The 20,274-nt window shown below is 41.5% G+C and carries 19 protein-coding genes; 7 read left to right on the top strand and 12 right to left on the bottom strand.

From position 1 onward, the window contains the following. Positions 1–818: 818 nt before the first annotated feature. Positions 819–1,145 carry a 4a-hydroxytetrahydrobiopterin dehydratase gene (locus LNTAR_RS03835; RefSeq protein ID WP_007277324.1) on the bottom strand — a complete coding sequence of 109 codons (327 nt, stop codon included), beginning with the start codon at positions 1,143–1,145 and terminating at the stop codon, positions 819–821. Between the two features lie 111 nt (positions 1,146–1,256). Here LNTAR_RS03835 and LNTAR_RS03830 point away from each other — a divergent pair, with 111 nt between their 5' ends. Together LNTAR_RS03830 and LNTAR_RS03825 are read left to right on the top strand one after the other, a co-directional pair. Beyond that, entirely contained in the window at positions 1,257–2,282 is a 1,026-nt protein-coding gene (locus LNTAR_RS03830; protein WP_007277323.1) for a lysine-2,3-aminomutase-like protein, read from the top strand. A 7-nt stretch (positions 2,283–2,289) separates the two neighbouring features. After that, positions 2,290–3,234, top strand: coding sequence for an ArsR/SmtB family transcription factor (locus LNTAR_RS03825; RefSeq protein ID WP_007277322.1), 945 nt, complete (start codon positions 2,290–2,292; stop codon positions 3,232–3,234). 27 nt (positions 3,235–3,261) lie between these two features. Here the strand turns inward: LNTAR_RS03825 and LNTAR_RS03820 are convergent, their stop codons facing one another. Beyond that, on the bottom strand, positions 3,262–3,942 hold the full coding sequence (locus tag LNTAR_RS03820) for a metallophosphoesterase (RefSeq protein ID WP_157473197.1): 681 nt from the start codon (positions 3,940–3,942) through the stop codon (positions 3,262–3,264). A gap of 107 nt (positions 3,943–4,049) precedes the next feature. On the opposite strand from LNTAR_RS03820, the gene LNTAR_RS03815 reads away from it, so the two are divergent. Then, positions 4,050–5,609 carry a DnaJ-like cysteine-rich domain-containing protein gene (locus LNTAR_RS03815; protein WP_007277320.1) on the top strand — a complete coding sequence of 520 codons (1,560 nt, stop codon included), beginning with the start codon at positions 4,050–4,052 and terminating at the stop codon, positions 5,607–5,609. Positions 5,610–5,832: 223 nt separating this feature from the next. Further along, entirely contained in the window at positions 5,833–6,117 is a 285-nt protein-coding gene (locus LNTAR_RS03810; RefSeq protein WP_007277319.1) for a DUF6172 family protein, read from the top strand. A 1-nt stretch (position 6,118) separates the two neighbouring features. Here the strand turns inward: LNTAR_RS03810 and LNTAR_RS03805 are convergent, their stop codons facing one another. Genes LNTAR_RS03805 through ruvA form a run of 5 tightly spaced genes read right to left on the bottom strand, consistent with a single transcriptional unit; the run spans position 6,119 to position 10,431 of the window. Then, the gene (locus LNTAR_RS03805; RefSeq protein WP_007277318.1) at positions 6,119–6,919 is read right to left on the bottom strand and encodes a hypothetical protein; all 801 of its coding nucleotides are present in this window, start codon (positions 6,917–6,919) and stop codon (positions 6,119–6,121) included. 13 nt (positions 6,920–6,932) lie between these two features. Beyond that, positions 6,933–7,919: an RluA family pseudouridine synthase gene (locus LNTAR_RS03800; protein WP_007277317.1), complete on the bottom strand. Its 987-nt coding sequence runs from the start codon at positions 7,917–7,919 to the stop codon at positions 6,933–6,935. Next, entirely contained in the window at positions 7,909–8,781 is an 873-nt protein-coding gene (locus tag LNTAR_RS03795; protein ID WP_007277316.1) for a YicC/YloC family endoribonuclease, read from the bottom strand. Before LNTAR_RS03795 ends, LNTAR_RS03800 begins: the two co-directional genes overlap by 11 nt. Beyond that, the gene (gene ruvB / locus LNTAR_RS03790) at positions 8,778–9,803 is read right to left on the bottom strand and encodes a Holliday junction branch migration DNA helicase RuvB (RefSeq protein ID WP_007277315.1); all 1,026 of its coding nucleotides are present in this window, start codon (positions 9,801–9,803) and stop codon (positions 8,778–8,780) included. Before ruvB ends, LNTAR_RS03795 begins: the two co-directional genes overlap by 4 nt. 7 nt (positions 9,804–9,810) lie before the next feature. Then, a complete protein-coding gene (gene ruvA, locus LNTAR_RS03785; protein ID WP_007277314.1) occupies positions 9,811–10,431 on the bottom strand; it encodes a Holliday junction branch migration protein RuvA in 621 nt (206 codons plus the stop codon). A 139-nt stretch (positions 10,432–10,570) separates the two neighbouring features. On the opposite strand from ruvA, the gene LNTAR_RS03780 reads away from it, so the two are divergent. Continuing rightward, entirely contained in the window at positions 10,571–11,233 is a 663-nt protein-coding gene (locus LNTAR_RS03780) for a DUF6901 family protein (protein WP_007277313.1), read from the top strand. Positions 11,234–11,308: 75 nt separating this feature from the next. Then, the gene (locus LNTAR_RS03775) at positions 11,309–12,214 is read left to right on the top strand and encodes a mechanosensitive ion channel family protein (protein ID WP_007277312.1); all 906 of its coding nucleotides are present in this window, start codon (positions 11,309–11,311) and stop codon (positions 12,212–12,214) included. Positions 12,215–12,262: 48 nt separating this feature from the next. Here the strand turns inward: LNTAR_RS03775 and dgt are convergent, their stop codons facing one another. Genes dgt through LNTAR_RS03750 form a run of 5 tightly spaced genes read right to left on the bottom strand, consistent with a single transcriptional unit; the run spans position 12,263 to position 18,619 of the window. Continuing rightward, complete coding sequence (gene dgt, locus LNTAR_RS03770; RefSeq protein ID WP_007277311.1) at positions 12,263–13,705, bottom strand: dGTP triphosphohydrolase; 1,443 nt, start codon at positions 13,703–13,705, stop codon at positions 12,263–12,265. After that, entirely contained in the window at positions 13,698–14,429 is a 732-nt protein-coding gene (locus LNTAR_RS03765) for an HAD-IA family hydrolase (protein ID WP_007277310.1), read from the bottom strand. Before LNTAR_RS03765 ends, dgt begins: the two co-directional genes overlap by 8 nt. A gap of 3 nt (positions 14,430–14,432) precedes the next feature. Then, positions 14,433–16,136, bottom strand: coding sequence for a WD40 repeat domain-containing protein (locus LNTAR_RS03760; RefSeq protein WP_007277309.1), 1,704 nt, complete (start codon positions 16,134–16,136; stop codon positions 14,433–14,435). A gap of 14 nt (positions 16,137–16,150) precedes the next feature. Then, complete coding sequence (locus LNTAR_RS03755; RefSeq protein WP_157473194.1) at positions 16,151–17,830, bottom strand: alanine/glycine:cation symporter family protein; 1,680 nt, start codon at positions 17,828–17,830, stop codon at positions 16,151–16,153. Positions 17,831–17,845: 15 nt separating this feature from the next. Further along, positions 17,846–18,619, bottom strand: a complete 774-nt coding sequence (locus tag LNTAR_RS03750; RefSeq protein WP_007277307.1) for a zinc ribbon domain-containing protein — start codon at positions 18,617–18,619, stop codon at positions 17,846–17,848. A 317-nt stretch (positions 18,620–18,936) separates the two neighbouring features. Between LNTAR_RS03750 and tig the strand changes: the two genes are divergently transcribed. After that, positions 18,937–20,274 (top strand): trigger factor, encoded by a 1,338-nt coding sequence (gene tig / locus LNTAR_RS03745; protein WP_007277306.1) that lies wholly within the window; start codon positions 18,937–18,939, stop codon positions 20,272–20,274.

Here is a 20,274-nt window from a genome sequence, read left to right as displayed (position 1 = left end):
CGAGCTCCCCGTAAGGACCTGCCGGCCCTTAACCTGGCGACTAAGAAATTTTATTGAGCTTTATGCTTCGTGCCTTCGGCACGCATATAGGATACCCAGACACCTTCCATCTATTTATGAGTGCTTCGCACACGAGGGAGCGCTGCCCCTCGAGCTCCCCGTAAGGACCTGCCGGCTCTTAACCCGGCGGCTAAGAAGTTTTATTGAGTCTATGCTCCGTTCCTTCAGAACGGGAGATAATATTAAACTCGGTACCTATGGTTGAAACCATAGGCTCGCTTATACTTCGTGCCTTCGGCACGTCTATAAAACATTTCTGAGTCCTGATTCCTGAGTCCTTCTTGGCCTTTATGAGTGCTTCGCACACGAGGGAGCGCTGCCCCTCGAGCTCCCCGTAAGGACCTGCCGGCTCTTAACCCGGCGGCTAAGAAGTTTTATTGAGTCTATGCTCCGTTCCTTCAGAACGGGAGATAATATTAAACTCGGTACCTATGGTTGAAACCATAGGCTCGCTTATACTTCGTGCCTTCGGCACGTCTATAAAACATTTCTGAGTCCTGATTCCTGAGTCCTTCTTGGCCTTTATGAGTGCTTCGCACACGAGGGAGCGCTGCCCCTCGAGCTCCCCGTAAGGACCTGCCGGCCCTTAACCCGGCGGCTAAGAAATTTTATTGAGCTTTATACTTCGTGCCTTCGGCACGCATATAAAAACAATCCTGAATCCTGAGGCCTTCTCTGCCTTTATGAATGCTTTGCACACGAGGGAGTGCTGCCCCTCGAGCTCCCTGTAAGGACCTGCCGGCCCTTAACCCAGCAGATTAATTAAGAAGCTGATTAACTTTGGCGGCGCAAATGAAATCGTTATCACTAATGCCGTCGATAGCATGTGTCCAATAAAAGATGGTCACATCGCGAAAACCGACTTCCATAATGGGGTGATGATTCTCGGTGTGAGAAATCCATGCAACTGCATTGACGAATGAAATCGCTTCGTAATGATTTTTGAAATCAAATTTTTGCGATAAACGCAACTCTTTGTATTCCCAACCTGGAACGGTCGAAAGGAAATCATTGATAATTTCTTCACTCAAAGGCTCAACACCACCCTCACAAGCTTCACATTTTTTTTCTAGCCACTGACTCATCTGGAACTCCTAGCAATTTTAATTTAGTAAAGATGCCCTATTCTAAGCACAATTAAATTAATACCTCTTTGGGCTCAGCATTTTATTTATTAATGAAAAAACTATGAATTTATGAACTATATTCGCAATACCAAGGCTTTGCAGGAACAAGGTTTAATCTCTGCCGATGATACTGACTTGCTCAATCGCGTTGCTGAAAAGTTCCAAATTAGTTTGAGTCCCGAAGTGATTAAAAATATTGCCGAACCCGAAATCCGTCAGCAATACCTTCCCACAAAAGAAGAATTAGAGATTCAGGAAGAGGAGCTTAACGACCCGATTGGCGACGAAAAGTTCACTCCCGTCAAGGGCATCACCCATCGTTATCCCGACCGGGTTTTACTGAAACCCTTGCATACCTGCAATGTTTATTGTCGTTTTTGTTTTCGACGCGAAAAAGTCGGCCAAGCCGATGAAATCTTAAAGCAAGATGAACTCGAAAACGCACTCAATTATATCCGCGAACGCCAAGAAGTTTGGGAAGTGATTTTAACTGGCGGTGATCCCTTAAGCCTTTCAGCAGACAAACTCGCAAGCATCCTCGATCAATTAGAAGCAATTGATCACGTCAAAGTGATTCGCATTCACACCCGTATTCCCTTGGTCGCTCCCGAAAAAATTAGTGATGAATTGCTCAAAGTTCTCGATCGTGAAAAAGCGCTCTATATGATTTTACATTGCAACTCCCACAAAGAGCTCAGTGATAATGTTTGCTTTGGAATTAAAAAGTTAAGCCGTGCGGGGATCCCGCTCTTGAGTCAGAGTGTTTTGCTCAAAAACATCAACGACTCGGTCGAGAAACTTGAGAAACTCTTTAGAAGTCTCGTGGCAATCCGTGTACGTCCCTATTACCTACACCATCCCGACCTCGCCCAAGGCACGAGTCATTTCCGCGTCAGTTTAGAAAAAGGACGCCAAGTGACTAGCGAACTTCGCAAAAGTTTATCTGGCATTGCCCAGCCCCTATACGTACTCGATGTGCCTGGAGGTTTGGGAAAAGTCCCCGCAGGTAAAGAATTTATCCAAGCCAAGGATGATAAGACATGGAAAATCCAGACTATTCATGATACTTTCGTGGATTATCAGGATTATCTCTAGGAAGGACATGTTAAAAAATAGCTTTAGTGACGAAGATCACACACTCATTCTCAAGGCACTCGCCGACGAAACGCGTTTGAGGCTCATCCGCATTTTACAGAAAGAAGAACTCAATGTTCAGGAAATCTGTGAAATCACCACCCTGCCCCAACCCAAGATTTCACGTCACTTAGCTGTCTTAAAAAACTCCAATCTGCTCAATGATCGACGTGATGGAACTCGCATTTTTTACACCACTGTTAACTTAGAAAAAAATTGCCCAAGTTTATCTGAATACATCAATACTCTTGTGGGTTCTGATCACCCCGACCTCTCACGCTTAGAGAAAGTGATTCTCAAGCGTGCTAAAGAAAGCCGCGATGTGATGCATGACTTGGCTGATCAGTGGGACGAAGTTATTTCTTCGCTTCACCATCCAGGAGCTGCCGTCTTTGCCTTGCCTGGTTTTGCGCCTAAAGGTATGAAGATTGCCGATCTCGGCTGCGGCACGGGACTACTGCTTCCGCTTTTGGATCGCTTTGATGGTGAAATCTATGCCGTTGATCAAAGTGACGTGATGTTGGCCAAAGCGCAAAAACGCGCTGAAGAGAATAAATTAAACAAGATCAATTTCGTTCAGAGTGACCTCACTTCTGGTGAGCTCAATATCCCGAAATGTGATGCTCTGCTTTTGCATTTTGTCATGCACCAAATCCCCAGCCCCCAGAGCTTACTCAAATCAATTGCCCGTTGTTGCGAAAAAAATGGCCGCATTATCATTGTGGATATGAATCATCACGAAGACGAGAGTACACGTGAACGCTTTGGATCGGTTTGGCTCGGTTTTGATCAAGCTCAACTCGAAGAATGGCTTCAAGAAGCGGGCTTCAGCCAAATTAATTTTTCTAGTTTACAAGAAAACTCAAAGGCAGGGCAAAACCCCTTCGTCTGCATCGCTGTTAAAGCTGATTAGGGTTCGCCCCAATTACTGAAAAGTCCTTTAATAATCGTATTGTTTGCGCTGTTCGCTAGGGACTTGGACGATCCTTTTACTTGGGAAAATGTAGGCGGATAAGTGCCCTCCATAGACACAGCCGGTGTCTAAACCAATGACTCGACCATATTCACAGATCTTTTTCTTAGCCCAATGACCATGAATAATTTCTCTCTTGCCTGGCTTTTGATAAGTGAATTCCTCATACCATGGTGAGAGCTTATGTTCGCCATTATCTTTAGCGAAGAGCTCTTGAGTCTCTTTATCCACATAACGAACCGTAAACAAGTCGCGTTCATTATTCTCTTTCAGTTTACAGTAGGGTGAAAACCCGGCGTGAACGGCCACAAAATCTTCTCCTTTTATATAACAGGGAAGGTTTTTTAACCAATGGAGGATTTCTTCTTTCGAATAAGCTGATTCTTGAACAATTTGTTCGCCCTCTTTATACATGGGTGATTCGCCACTTAAAGCCCTAAAAAGCCAGTCTTCATGATTGCCCTTCACGACTTCGATTTTGTTCTTGATAAAGTAGTCCAAAACCGCGGCCGATTGAGGTCCTTTGTTGACTATATCTCCTACCGAAATAAGACGATCACAATCAGCATCGTAATTAACTTTCTTCAGTAACTTTTTGAATTCTGCATAACAGCCGTGAATATCACCAACAAAAATCTTTCTTTTCAATTTAACTTCCATTTAATAATTGATGCTTTTATAGACAGGGACAATAAACTCACTTATAGTTTCGTTTATATACAAATACTTTACTTCGCCACATGGAACAGTTTAAAATGAAAAAAACCTTCATCCTCTTTTGCATATTAATAGTAAATTCACTATCTGCCTTAGACTCTGCCGACTTACAGATAATTAAGAATGGAATTAATAATGCCGCCCCAAATTTTGGGGCTCCCCAAATACAACTTATTTTAGAAGACAATCAAAATACTAATGAGCAAATCATCCTCACAAGACTTCTCAGCCTCTACCAAATCAAAGCAGATAATTTTGATGCCAATCAATCCGATTTAAGTGAATCCTATCTTGCAAAGATTCAAAAGCTCGATAACCCCAATTTAAATCAAGAACTCAAAAATCAATTCCGCCTCCTCGTCATGGTGAGTGCTGCTAACGATGAACAAAGCAAAGGCCATACAATTACTTCTCTTGATCCTATTATTTTCAAAAATGCAGAAGTTGAAGAAGTGAAAATTGAAGGTACTAAGTTTCCAGAAGAGACACTCAGTCCTGCAGACGAACTTAAAGAGACGGTGAAGCTTATTAATCAAGCCCTCGAAGAAATTGCTGGAGACGAAAACAAAGGCCTCTACACTCTTGCTAAACTTAGTTTTAAGATAGAAAACCCCATTCTTCAAGGGGCGGCCACTAAGGCAACTTTGCTCGGCTTGATAAAAAACAAACATCCAAAAACGGGTTCTTATCGTGCTGCGGTTGAAAAAAATATGGGTAAAGAAATGACCGCTTTTGCCTATGGCTCAGATTTTTTCAAGACCTGTCCAACATGTGAAGGTGAAGGTCAGACTGAAAAAGATTGTCGTACATGTGAACTCGGTCGTTGTACCAATAATACTTGCCAAAACGGCATCATCGTTTATAAAGGACTCAATGCAAAAATCGTTCGTAAGGACTGCCCTACTTGTAAGGGAACTGGCAAATGTCCCAAATGTGCCGGAGCTGGCAAAATTTTTCTCAATTGCCGTTCATGTGCAGGCAAGGGCAAACTCTTTACTTCTGAAAATGCTCCGATTCTTTTTGTAGAATCATTATCGCAACTCAGAAATATTGCTGATGAGATCACCAAGAACCCCAACATGCGCGACCCTAACTTAGTGGCTTCAAATAATACAATTATTTTACCAGAAACACCAAAAACATCTATTGAGACCACTGTTAAAGAACGACCAATTGTTAGAAAAGAACCCATGCAAGACAATGATACTATGAGTGGCGGTTTTGATTTTGATCCACCCTCCATTGGCAGCACCGTTGTTGAAAGCAAAACGCCCCAACACCTCAAACTAGTTCTTGAAGAGTTCTACGACCGTCTTAAGGCTCAGCAAAGACAAAACAATGTCACTTTAGCTTCGCGTATTTACGCGCTCAATAAAGATAATAAAGGCAACTTTAAAACAACGCTTTATTTAACCGCCACTCCAGACTTTATTGATGATGCAAGAAAAAAAGATATTCTAATTGGACTCTTTGAATTCTGGAAAATGCGCTGTGGATCTAATGGTGTTTTACAAGTTGGTGGCGCCTGCATCCTGGTCTTGGACCAAGATGATAAAGTCATTGGTTATGCGAACAGCGCAACGGATGTCGAAATTTAAAACACCGTTACAGAGATTTAATAAAAGCTCCTTATACAAGGAGCTTTTTTTTAATAGCAAAACGAGCCTAAGTCAAATTAGCAAGTGAATAGAGGTCATATAACTTCACCACCTTAGTCCATTCACCCTCCTTGAGTACAAAAGGAAAAATAATAAATTTAAAAATTAGTTCGAACTATTTAAGCCACCCACTATACTGGGCGAAATTAAACTAGGATTTCTCATGAAAAAAACCTTTCAACTCGTTCACCCAAAAATCAAATACCCTCGTATGATTGAAGCTGTCAAAGCTGAAGTCAGAAAATACCTTAAACGCAACCGTCGTAAAACTCTTCCCGAGGGTTTCGATTACTGGGATTTTGATTGTAAATATGGCGACACTGAAGCTGAAGCCAAAGAAATTCATCTCTCTGAAATTGATAAACACATCGATCAAGCTGAGAAAAATGAGCTCGAATCATTTTATATCGAAATCATTGGCCGAGCAGCTAAACGCTTAAAAAAGTAAGCTAGAGATTTAGAATAAAGAAAAAGCGTCCCTGCACTAAGTGGAGGGTTCGCGCCAATGATTCAGGCCGTTTCATCCAGCGGACCAAATCTTCCAAAGAATGATGACGGATCTCGATCCAGTGACCCGCTGCATCCATTAAGGCCAGATCCTTTGACATTTTTTCCAAAAGATGAGGAATGGGTTCCAGGTCCTGACAGAGTTTGAGCATGAACTGAGCCCACTCTTGCTTATCCCTTAAAGCTTCCTCGAGGCAGAGTTCCACACCAATGAGATCTAGAAGGATTTTATTGCGTATCGTCTGCGCCCATTGAATCTGTTTTGTGGACCCTGACAAAGGCACCAAATGCAATTCACGTAAACGTTGGTCAATTTCTGGTCTCAAAGCCTTTAGACGCATTTGATGTGCTGCGTGATCCATGGCAACGTCAAATAAATGTACAAAACGCTCACGCTTGTGAGCATGCCACCAAGAAGCTTTTTGCTTAGATCGCAAAAGATCGACGGCAATTTGAAAAGGCTCGCCCTTTTCTTTTAGATTCTCGGTATTATCGGCAACAAATTTAAAAAAATCATAACGTATGAGTTCGGCACCCGGGATGGAATTATGTGAACCCATTAACTTGGGTAAACCTGCGCGAGCGTTGCTTTCTTTGGCTAACTTTTCTTTTTCCTGTTCTTGGGTTTTCCAGCACTCTTTACAGACACGTTCTTGATAAAAATTTTTCATGCGAGAGAATTTCCCATGGGGAATTTGGTAGGTCTCAATGTGCCCACAGCTATGTTTTATTTCTCTCAGCATAAGTTCATCCCGTTTAGGATAATATAAGCTCTGCTAATTCTTTCGGCAAAGAACTTTCAAAAACCACATCTTCTCCACTCATCGGATGAGTAAAAGACATTAATGAGCAGTGCAAAGCCTGACGTCTGAGACGCATTTTTTGATAATCTTGCTCAGTAAGTGCTCCATCGATAAAGGACAAAAAGAATTGCTCATCGAGGCCATAAATTTTATCGCCAACTAAAGGAAAACCCAAAGAGAGTAAAGTCGCACGAATTTGATGAGTCCTACCCGTATGCAAACGGCAATGTAAATGACTCAATTCATGCGATCTACGCAAAACAGAAAATTCTGTTCTCGCCGAGTGCTTGCCATAATCTTGCCAATCTTCAGCTTCAGTAAAAGAAAACTTCTTACGTATCTTGCTCGATACGGCAGGACCCATATAACCCAGGGCGTCATACTGATCCCAAGAGACTAGGCCTTCTACCAAGACATCGTATTCCTTGCCAACTTGGCGACGCTCAAATTGCTTACCTAATACGGAAGCGGCTTTATGATGACGCGCAATTAAAACTAATCCAGAGGTTTCACGGTCGAGGCGATTCATGATATGGACATTGCCGAATTGTTTAACCAGCATGTACCAAAGCGTGTTTTTAAAGAAGCTACCGGCTGGATGAACGGGAAGGTCTCCCGTTTTTTCGACCATCAAAATATCGTCATCTTCATAAACAACTTTAAAATCACGATCAATATCTGGTTCGGGAATCTTGGTCACATCGAGTGATATCACATCACCCGCTTTTAAAATGGCATTATAATCCTCAACTTGCTTACCATTGATCTGGGAGCTCCCATCAAGCAAAGCTTCCTGCCAGTCCTCACGAGAACGGTAAGTGAATTTAGTACAGAGGAAATCTAAGACCCCGTGCCCTTCTGTTTCTGGAGTAATTTTTTTGCGCACAACGCGCAACATCTCTTCTAATTCTTCTGGTGTTTTCGGCTCTTTACTCGACATTAGCCATCTGCTCGCGGCATTTTTCGAGTTCTGCTTTAAAACTCACAACTAGGGCGGACAAATCTGCATTGCTCGATTTTGAACCAGTGGTATTCACTTCTCTACCCATCTCCTGCATGAGGAAATCCATTTCACGTCCAATGGGTTCACTTTTATCCAAGAGAACTTTGAATTGTTTAAGGTGTGCATTGAGCCGGACCACTTCTTCAGTGATATCACTGCGGTCACTGTAGATAACGAGTTCTTGAGCTAAACGATCTTCATCAATTTCCACGTCTAATGCGGCTTCTTTAATTCGCGTCGTCAGACGTTCACGATAGTCTGCCAGTGCTTGTGGATAAGTCTGTTCAATTTGCTCGTGAAGGCTCAACATTGTTTCGTAGCGCTCGAGAAAATCTTTTTTCATTTCCAAACCTTCTCGCACGCGGTTTTCTAAAAGTTGCTCAAGAGCTTTATCCAAAGCTTTTGCTGCGCAGCTCATGAGTAAGTCTTCATCAATATTTTTACCGCTGTCTTCTAAAACACCTGGCAAACTCATCAAGCGCACCGTGTCTGGAGTATATTCCATGCCCATACTTTCGTGAACTTCTTGGAGTTGCTCAATGTATGACTTGATCAAATCTTTGTTTACATTTGCGGACATCGCACCCGCATTAAATGAAAGGTTTAAACTACCTGTCACCATACCACGAGATAAAACCCCACCAATTTTCTTGCGAATTAAACCCTCGAGAGCTAAATGTTCACGTGGATAATTAACGCGCATATCCAAGCCTTTTCTATTTACAGTCGAGAGTTCAACCACAATACTAAAATCTTCTAAAGTCGCTTCACCGCGACCATAGCCCGTCATGCTTTTCATAAATTTGGTAAATCCTGTTCATCGCTAGAGTTTGAATTGATCCCTAGCATATTTTTTGTTTTTTGAGAAATAACTCGTCCTGTCTGAGTTCGGACTAAATAGCCTTCTTGTATGAGAAATGGCTCGTAGACGTCTTCCAAAGTCCCCACTTCTTCTCCCACACTGACGGCAATATTTTTTATCCCCACGGGGCCACAGTCAAAGTTATAGGCAATTGTATTGAGGATCTTCTTGTCCATTTCATCTAAGCCATTGCTATCAATATTCAGCATATTGAGGGCTTTATTAGCTAAATCCCAAGTCACAAATCCATCTGCTTTAACTTGCGCGTAGTCTCGTACCCAATGCAATAAATTATTGGCAATTCGGGGTGTGCCACGACTCCGGCCAGCCACTTCATGGCTCGCCTTCTCATCCATTTCACAATTAATTAAATCGGAAGAGCGCTTAACAATTCTTCCCAATTCTTCGTCACTATAATATTCAAGGCGGTGGACATGCTGACATCTTGAGCGTAATGGCGCTGAGCATAAACCTAAACGCGTCGTGGCTCCTACCAAAGTGAACTTAGGAATATTGAGTCGCACTGAGCGAGCTCCTACACCTTGGTCAATCATGATGTCAATAAAAAAGTCTTCCATGGCCGAGTACAAGTACTCTTCAATCGCAATCGGAAGACGGTGGATCTCGTCAATAAATAAAATGTCGCCATCACTCAAACTAGTCAGTAATCCAGCTAGATCACCGGGCTTTTCCAATACTGGACCAGAAGAAGTCTTTATGCCTTTGCCACGCTCATTAGCGACGATATAGGCCAAAGTTGTTTTGCCTAAGCCGGGTGGTCCACTCAAAATAAAATGCCCCAAGGCTTCATCACGCATTTTTGCGGCTTCCACAAAAATTGAGAGGCGCTCTTTTACTTGATCTTGTCCAGGGAATTCTTCAAAAGTTTTAGGGCGTAAGATATTGTCGTTTTCGCCAGTCTCTTTCTTTAAAGTTGACTCAAAAAAGTTTTCAGACATAGAGGACCTAGCTATTCATTGCGGATAAGGCCGCTTTAATAATATTTTCAGAGCTGCGTTGGGCGGGGCTTAGGCCATCAAAAATCGTTTTAACAGTCTTGCGAATTGTATCGGGACGGTAACCCAATGCTTCCAAGGCCATGATAGAGTCGTTAAAAGCTTCCTTATCTTGGGCCGACATATCATCATCAGCTACTTTTGCGACAAAGGCTGAGGTCATGCCCAAGGCACCCACTTTATCTCTTAGCTCAACAACCATGCGTTCCGCCATACGTTTACCCACGCCGGAAATTTTACTCAGCAATTTTATATTGCCTTCCTGAATCGCTTCACAAAAGGTTTCTGTCGGCAAAGCTGATAGCGCTGCTAAGGCAATCTTTGGTCCAATCCCACTCACTGAAGTAATCATTCTAAAAAAGCTACGTTCTTCATCTGTTGCGAAACCATATAGATTCATTGCATCTTCGCGAACGGTCATGTGAATTCGCAAAGCCACTGGCGAGCCTACTTTTGGTAGGCGATCATAAGTACTCATAGGAATATCGACGTAATAGCCTACGCCTCCCACATCGATCACTGCATTGCTCAATTCGAGCTCTACCAATTGTCCTTTTAAATGCGCTATCATCAGCATCGCCTTCAATAAAATTATAATTAACTAAGAATATAGATTAAACTGGCTTCATTTCCCGACAATTTGAGATAAAGCTGATGAAATTTTTTGCTTGCTCAGCTTTTAAAGTTTATCTTTGTACATGATAAAGAAAATGGAAATTATTTTTAATAACGAAGCTGATGGCGAGCCCCTCAGCTGGAGTTTTGATTATACCAACACCAAGAGTATTAATCTCGATGCTAATGAAAGTAAAAATCCCCAAGAGTGGTTAAAACTTGAAAACCACAAATGTGCTAATTGTACCCTATCCCAAGGTGACTTCCCTTTATGTCCCGCTGCTCGTGCGCTTAATTCCTATGCCCGAAATATTATCAAAAAGAAATCGATTGATAAAGCCACAGTAAAAGTTTGGGAAAGCTCGGGACGATACATCGAATACAAAGACCGTGAATTACAGGATATAATCGGAGAACTCGTACGCATCGCCGTTTTCCAATCTGCCTGCCCAGTAGGTCGCGAAGCTCGCAAAATCATTGACTTCATCCCCCCCTTCCCTACAAAAGACGAAGTCATCCATGCCTTCACGCTATTTTTTGCCGTGCAAAAACTCCAAAACGAGAGTCGTGACGACAAGAAAGATGCTGATTTTCTCAACGTTTTAAACGATCTCTTCACTAATCTCAGTCATCGAGTTCAAGAACTCGCTCAAGGTGACGCTGGCATCAACGCTGTACTCATCTACCACTCCCTCACTGTCTTAATGTCCCTTTCGATCACAAAACAACTCGAAAACAAGCTAAAATCTTTCGATTAATTTTTAAGAATATTTGGGATTTTCACATAGAAACGATACTGTTTTCATAACTCAACAAAATTAGGATAGAAGAGTATGTTAAACTTTATTTTTGCAGCCGCAGACACACCTGTTGTTGAAGACGCCTCTGTCATTGGAGACAGCCCTGCATCTGAAGCTACGTTCCCCATCGCAGAAAAGAGCATGGAGCTATTAAGCATCTATGGTGTGCCCCTACTGCACGCGATAGCCATCTATTGGATCGGCATCAAAGTTGTTAAGTATGTAACTCGTTACATCTGCCACCTCATGACCAAAGGAAAAACTGACGAAACTCTCGTTAAATTTGCGCGCCATCTCATCAATGCCGCGGGCGTTGTCTTTGTTATTATTGGCGCACTGACTAAGCTCGGCATGCCCACTACTTCGATGGTTGCTGCTGTCGGTGCGGCAGGCCTTGCAATTGGTCTTGCTTTACAAGGAGCTCTTTCCAATTTTGCTGCTGGTATTTTAATCATCATGTTCAAACCTTTTAAAGTCGGCGACCTCATTGATGCTGGTGGCACGGTGGGAACAGTTCGAGAAATTGAACTCTTTACTTCCAAACTGATTACCCCAGACAACAAAACTGCCGTCATTCCTAACTCACTTCTCACTGCCGACAAAATCATCAACTTTACTGAGACTGAAGAAATTCGTGTGGACCTTACTTTTGGCTGTAGCTATGGTGATGATAACGATAAAGTTAAGCAAGTTCTCATGGACATCCTCAAAGCAGATGAAAGAGTTTTACAAGATCCTGCTCCAATGGTTTCCATCTCTGGACACGGGGACTCAAGTATTAACTATGCCGTTCGTCCGTGGGTGAAAGCAGTGAATTATTGGAATGTTTATTTTGACATGCATGAAAAAGTCAAGAAAGAATTTGATGCGCAAGGAATTTCAATTCCCTTCCCACAACGCGATTTACACATCGTCTCTGGCGGCGACAAACTTTCCTAAGTCTCTCATCCACTTAAATAAAAAAGCTGCATTCAACTGCAGCTTTTTTTATTTCCTTCTCTGATGTAAATCTTCGTAAGTCGTCACCGCGTAAGTATCCGTCATACCTGCCAACATATCGGTCATTAACTGCATGCGGCAGTAGGCTTCAGGTAATTTCTTCTGGCTCACTGTGTGATGAAAAACTCTGCGGTAATTTTCGGAAATTCGCTCAAAAACATATTTTGAAAAAGGACTCGCGAGATCTCCTTTATCTTCACAATCGTTAATAGCATCCCAAAAAATATCTAATAAGCCCGTTATAGTGTTGAAGCCTTGGAGTTCCAAACCTAAGACATCGCGATTGCGGTATATATGACGATAACAAAAAGTTTTAAGCACTTTTGATAAACGGTTCGCCCCACAGACTTTCAATAAGTCTTGCTTGAATTCACCTCTTAAAATTGATGAGTAATTATCTGCAAAAGACTGACGTGCACTCTGCATTAAAGTATTGATTGCATACACACGGAATTTCACCATCGCAATATCATTGAGCTCATGATAAGATAGGTCGTCTATTCCAGAATAATTACCATAGTCTGCTGACGTACGATCAATCACTTCTGAAATGTAGTGATCTGCTTCTTTTTCATTTTCTGATTTTAGATAAGAAATAATGTCAGCATAGGAAATCACGCCTTTTTTCACGGCATCCTCTATATCGAGAACTGAGTAGGCAATATCATCACAGGCTTCCATAATGTAAGTCAAAGGGTTACGTTGCTCAACAAGCCCAGTATAGGATTCCATTTCTGCTACAACTTCTCTCTCTGAGGAGAAATAACCAAATTTACCTTTGGCAAGGTCTTCTTTTTTATTCACTTTATCTGAGGGAACGACATACTTTAATAAAGCTGACAAACTTCCCAAAGTTAAATTCAGACCATACAAATCATTTAAGACTTGTAGGTGAGTCACTATCCTAACCGTCTGAGCATTGCCTTCAAACTTCAAAAAATCTTGTTGTTGCCGCTCTGAAAAGCCTTCAAAAAAGTTAGGATTATCTTCCACGCGGCATCGAAACCAGTACTGAATGGCACTTTCACCTTCATGACCAAAAGGGGGATTACCCATATCGTGAACTAAGCCAATTGTGGCAAGTACGACGGGTATATTTCGTTGGGGTGAAATCGAATTGGGGAAAAGTTCGGGTGAATTAAAAACCAGGTCATTGCCAAAGCTTCGAGCTAGACTACTCACTTCATAGGAGTGAGTTAAACGTCTGCGAATCGTATCATATTTTTTTTCTAGGGGAAAAACTTGCGTCTTGTCGATTAAACGTCGAAAGGGAGTCGAAAATAGAATTCTATCGTGATCTGACTCAAAGGCTGTGCGCGTTCCTGTATAAGCATTAGGCAAAGGATCTCTGGAGTTGGCTATATCCTTCATTCTGATGGGGCACATAGCTTTTTCCCAAAAAGCTTTTATGAAGGCTTTATCTTCAGGCATGATGAGCTTGTGCTTCTAATTCAAGAACCTTATCAATATGCAAAACACTATCAGCTACATAATCACTTTCAGGATTAACTGCACTAAACTCTGTAAATTCTGGCAAAATCCAAAAAGATTTAATACCCGCACATTTGGCGCCTTTAATATCGGAACCCAAAGAGTCCCCCACATGAAGCGTTTCATTAGCTAAGCAATCTGCTAATCGACAAGCCTTATCAAAAATACTTTTGGCTGGCTTTTGTTCGGGCTCAAGCCCGCCAATTAGAACATGATCACAGTACTCAGACATTTTGACTTGCTCCACTTTTGGTACTTGCGAATATGCAGGACCATTGGTAATTAAAACCAACTTATACTGACTTCTCAAGTCGATTAGCATCTGCTTGACGCCAGGATAAAAATCAAAGAACTCAATTCGTTTATGATCAAATAATGCCACATAAGACATAAGGGCATCGTTCGGCTCAATTTGATGTTGCTTTAAGAAGTAATCAAAAACAAAATGACGGTAATCCGATTCATCTTTAATTGGATCCGTCAACTGCTTAAGTTGATCATCCAACTCGCGATAAATTGCAGATAAGTACTGACTGATAAAAACTTCATGATCAAAATCACCATGACTTGCGAGTTCCGCAAGCAACCAATCTACCGCTTTTTGGTTAGCGCTTTGCGTATCGCAAAGCGTATCATCCATGTCAAAAAATAATGCTTTTAACAAGTTTTATTTTCCTACTGAGCGCATTGTTGTTTCATTGGCTTTCAGGGCAACGGTGTAGATTTCACCTCCAGTTCTGTAATCAAACAAGTGAATGCGACCGTTTTCATTCAAGCCTGCCACATAGTCTCCTTGCATGAGAACTCTGTTCAAAGTACCTGACTCAACTAAGAGTGATTGTGCATCTTTAATCACCCACTTATTACCATTGTATTCCGTGGTCAAAATACTTTTACCACCTGCAATAAGGAGTGTCTCATCCGATGTAAAAAGCAGCGATTTTGCACCGCTGATTTTTCGTGACAAGGCACCTGGTCTCGATTCAGCTAAATTATACACATAAACCTCCACTGACCCATCGGCTGTCATATAAGAAACTGCACAATGCTTAGAACTAGGACTTAGGCTCACACTCACATCACTCTCTTGATTGAGACTCGCTGGCAAATCAAAATTAGTAATCGATTTTTTCTTCAAGTGATTATAAATATATACTTTATTAGCACCTACAAAAGCGATGTTACCATTATCGGAAATACTGGCTTTTAATACGTATCCACCTGTTCCGAATAGCGGTCGACCCACGAAAGCTTTTTGTCGATAATCATAAACTCGCCCAGAGAAATCTACTCCATAACGACCATCATCACTCTTGCCAACTAAACCTTTAAAGCGACCTTTATAAAAAGTTTTTGCTGCAACTTTTCTAGCCGTTTTATCCTTAGCATTAATCTCATAGGTTTTATCTGCTTCATTAACAACTAGTGTCTCGCCTTCAAATTGCGCCGAACTAAAAGTCTGGTACGGGGCTGTATAGTCATAGAGCTTACCATTTTTCTTGATAATCGCTCCAACAGAAACGGCACTGGAATCCACATTTATATTCATTCTGCCATTCGGCATTTTTTTACTTACTTCCGCAGCACCCGTGACTAGGTCTAGTACACCTCCGTTAAAGTAAGCTTTGCTTAACTTACCATCACACTCAACTTCATTAATTGGTGAGGTCAATAAGTAGCTCTTCACCATTTCACCATTCTCGGCATTGTGAACCGAGATACCACGACCATTTTGGTGGAGTACCATCACTTGTTTCCCATTATCTGCGATGCGAACTTTACGGATTTTACCCGTTACTTTAACAAAGCTTTTTGCGGGCTTAAAGATCCATGATTTGGGAGATTTTAAAATGAGAAAACGGCGATCATTGATAAAAACGTACTTGCCATCGGCACTTACATCGTAAGCATTCACAAAGGATGTATCTGGGAAAGGTAACTCAGCTCTTTTGACAATCTTACCATTCTTATATTCATAGAAAAATAGTTGGTTATTTGAGCTCAAAACAATCGTGCTATCGTAACCCACAACTTGCATTTCTATATTTTCAGGAAGAACAAAACCAAGTCTTAAAGACGCTTTTTCTTTACCTTGCTTATCCAAAACTTTTAAGTGCTTTGTTTTTCCTGTTACGGTAATTACATAACTTTCATCTGAACTAAATTCTGCTGCAGAGACTGGATAAGCATTTCTATTGAGCAAGGATTTTTGTTCGCCATTCTGATTGAGTAAAACTAAATCACGACCACTTACGAGGTATTCACTTCCTGATTTATCGAAAGAAATCTCACCTACACGATTTCCGTGTTCATCAGCTGAAATAGCCATGCTTGAAAATAACAGGGCCCCCAAAATCAATTTTTTACACATATCACTCTCTCCGCTTACTTTGTTGGGGCAATTTCGCCCGATTTTAATTTATTCATATAATCTTTTGCCCAGCCTTTTACTCTTCCCGACAAAATAATCATGCCTATAATATTAGGAAAAGCCATACCCAAAATCATGGCATCAGAAAAATCTAGGACTGCACCCGCATTGACTACAACTCCAAGGAAAACACAAAAAACAAATAAAGCTCGGTAAATAATTAATGAGCTAATTCCTTTACCTTTGCCGAAAAATTTATCTACTAAATATATCCAACCTCGCTCACCGTAATAACACCACGAAATCATGGTTGAAAAAGCAAAGAGCACAATGCAAACTGTTAAGACCTTAGGCATGTAAGTACCTGCGCTACTCCATGCCTTTGCCGTCATGATAGCCCCCTTACTAAACTCTGCAGGGTACTGCGCACTCACATCCGTAATAATAATTACCAAGGCTGTCATTAAACATATAATAACTGTATCAATAAAAGGGCCTAACATAGCCACGACACCTTCCATCACTGGCTCTTCATTTTTTGCTGCCGCATGGACAACTGCTGCCGAACCCACACCCGCTTCATTGGAGAAGGCGGCACGTCTAACCCCCATAATTAACACCCCTATAAAACCACCAAAAGCTGCATTTTGAGAGAAGGCCATAGTGACTATAGATTTGAGTGATGGAATGATCTGACTCGCATTCATCCCAATTATATAGAGTGAAACAATTACGTAAAGCCCACACATAAAGGGAACAATAAATTCTGTCGCCTTACCAATGCGTTTAATCCCTCCAATAATCACGAGCCCCACTAAAGAAGCTAAAGTAATACCAAAAATCCATGCAGCTTTAGGATCTTGTGAACCGCCTAAAAAGTCTTGTTGTAAAGCTCCCCAGGCTTGATTGCCCTGAAACATATTACCTCCACCCATGGCTCCACCAATAATCATCAAGGCATAGGCTACAGCAAATACAGTACCAAGTTTTGCTAAGCCCTTTTCTTTCAAACCCATTTCTAAATAATACATCGGACCACCAGAAAAAGAACCATCATTATTAATCACGCGGTATTTCTGAGCGAGTGTACAAGAGGAAAACTTAGAGGCCATACCAAAAAATGCGGCTAAGATCATCCAAAAAACAGCCCCTGGACCACCTTGGTGCACGGCAATTGCGACACCAGCAATATTACCTAAACCGACTGTTGCACTAAGAGCAGATGTTAAAGCCTTGAAATGATTAACTTCTCCAGCTTCTCCTTCTTTGTCAAACTTACCGCGTACGACCTGTATACCATGAGCAAAAAGCTTAAAGGTAATAAAGTTATAACGGAAAGTGAAAAATATCGCACCTACCATCAAGGTAACCACAACTAAAGGCACACTTGTACCTAATAAGCCAAAGGCAATATCAAACATGATAACGCTAAATAAGACACTGGTGATCTTACCGATAATCTTATCCATTGAAGCTGTCGCTTTTGAAATAAAACCGCCATCTTCCTTTTCAGCCTCTGAATTAACAACAGGGCTAACAGCAGCCGTTGAAGAAGCCTCAATTGACTCCGACTCTTGCTGCGCCTGGGCAGGCTCTAGTTCTTGAACCACTACGGGATCATTTTTTTCTACACTACTATCAGCGGAGATCGATGTACATAATGTTAATAATAGTAAAAATATTGCTCGTTTCATTTACTTGGGGGAAGCTTACTTCTTTTTACTTGCTTGAACAAAATTAATAACAATGGAACCCGCTTCTGGATCGAGCTCAACACTCGCCACTTGCTTCACCATTTCTTCTGGCTTATCTGACTCCGCCAACATAGCTTTGAAGTTAGCTTTAATCGTCATACTAGCCGCCGTGGGAACTGGAACCCAACCTTGACTTGTTCCATCTAAAACAAATTCAGCTTGTCCAGTCTCTTCATCATTGACGATTTTATAAACTACTGATGAATAAAGATCCGTCTCGAAAAGACGATTCAATTTAACTCTCAAAATGAACTTGATGCGTTCCGAATCTAGAATATCGACATAAAACTCTTGGGGAATAACGAGTGCTTCTTCTGCGGCAGCTTTGCCATCTTCGGATTCCCAACGGCTTTTCATATCTTGAGTCACTACCGCCGCTAGCTCAGCTTCAGTCAAAGTCAGTTTTTTGAGCTTTTTATACCTAGCATCATTATTAAGGCGATTAAATAAGTACTTTTGCTTCTTGACGATGACATCTTTCTTAAGCTCATCCTCTTCATAGACTGGTACATCTTGCTTCATAAATGCACCAACGCCAATTAAAGCAATCAATATAAAAACAATTAATGAAATTAGCTGACGCAGCATAAAAGAATTCATTTTCCTTTTATTAGCCGACTGAGTCACCTTCGGCTGCATTTCTTTCATCTCAAGTTTTTCTCCACAAGTTCTGCAGAAAATTGCACCTAAGGGGTTTTGGTTACCACATTTGTCGCACTGAATTTCCATATTACTCAAATCCTATTGATTCATTCTATTTACACTTAAATTAATATCCTCCCTTGATTCACCAACTACAAGTTCAAAAACGGCTCATATTTAAAAATGCATTTCGAATTAAGCCCCTTTTAACCTATCTCGCCCATCAAAGCTCACTTTTCAACTTTATTTAGCACTTATTCAAAAAAAACTTATTACGGGTGGAAAAATAATCATCTCACTTCATTTTTAGAGTCCGTATTTTTTGCCTGCTCTATTGAGAAATATTCGGTCATAGGCAAAAAGCACCAAAAATTTTAATAAAAACAAAACTTAGGAAACCTAATATGAGTCAAGCACTTACTTACTCTATCAACGAGCTCTCAGCTTGTCGCAAAGAACTCGAAGTCAACACACCCGCACAAGAAGTTACACAACTTTTTAACAATGTTTGCAAACAAATTGGCCAACAAGCTAAATTTCCTGGCTTCCGTAATGGCAAAGTTCCTCGCACACTCATCCTCCAAAAGTATGGCGAACAAATCAAAAAAGAAATCTCCGAAAAACTCGTTTCAAAAGCTGTTGATCAAGCACGCGAAAGTGAAAAGTTCGAAATCGCTGGCTACCTCGACGTTGCTGATTTCACACCCAAGTATAACGAAGACTGTGCTTTCAAAATCACTCTCGACATCTACCCAACTATCACTCTCCCTGATTACAAATCAGTTAAAGTTGAGCTTGAAGAATACGTTGAAGACGAAGCTAAAGTAAAAGAATCTCTCGAAGAAATGGCCGCTCGTTTCTCTACAATGGAAGTTGTTGATCGCCCTGCTGAGAAAGAAGATTTCGTGAAATCAAACTTCTCTACTGATCTCGAAGCTACTGAAGCTACAAAAGACGTGCTCGCTGGCGAAGATCGCTGGATCCCACTCACTGAAAATGGTTTCATCCCTGGTGCTACTGAAGCACTTTCTGGCAAAAGCAAAGGCGACAAAGTTACTTGGACTGCAGACTTCCCTGAAGACTTCCACAATGCTGAACTCGCTGGTAAATCTGTTGAGTACACAGCTGACATCATCGAAGTTCACGGTCGCAACGCTCCTGAACTCAGCGACGAAATCGCTGTTCAAGCTGGTGCAAAAGACCTCGCTGACATCGAAGAAAAAATCAAAGAATCACTCAAGAGCCAATTTGAAAACAAGCAGCGCAGTGAAAAGCGCGACGAAATCGTTGCTCAACTCCTCGAAGGTTTTGACTGCGACCTTCCACAACACCTCCTCGAGCAAGAAACTCACCGTCAAGTTCACACGATCATGGCTGAAGAAGGTATTGAAGCTCCAGAACAATGTGGACATAATGACTCTGACGAAAAGCATGACTGCTGCCCTAGCGAAGAGAAAACTGCTGCCGAAACTGCAACTCAAGAAAAAGCTCTTGCTGCTGCAACAAAAGATCTCAAGACTCGCATGATCTTAAGAGAAGTTGCTAAAGAAGAAAAAGTTGAACTCAACCAATACGAAGTTCAAATGCAGCTTTACTCCATGGCTCAACACTACAATATGAGCGTTGAAGATCTCACTAAGCAACTCCAAGAAACTAATTCTCTTCACGAGTTCACAGATCACGTTCTCATGGACAAGACATTAGACAAAATTGTTGACATCGCTTCAGGCAAAAACGCTTAA

The organism is Lentisphaera araneosa HTCC2155 (assembly GCF_000170755.1).
In the GTDB taxonomy this organism is placed as follows: Bacteria; Verrucomicrobiota; Lentisphaeria; order Lentisphaerales; family Lentisphaeraceae; genus Lentisphaera; species Lentisphaera araneosa.
The sequence above is the reverse complement of the archived record's forward strand: the minus strand, read 5'-3'. Positions and strand labels throughout refer to the sequence as shown.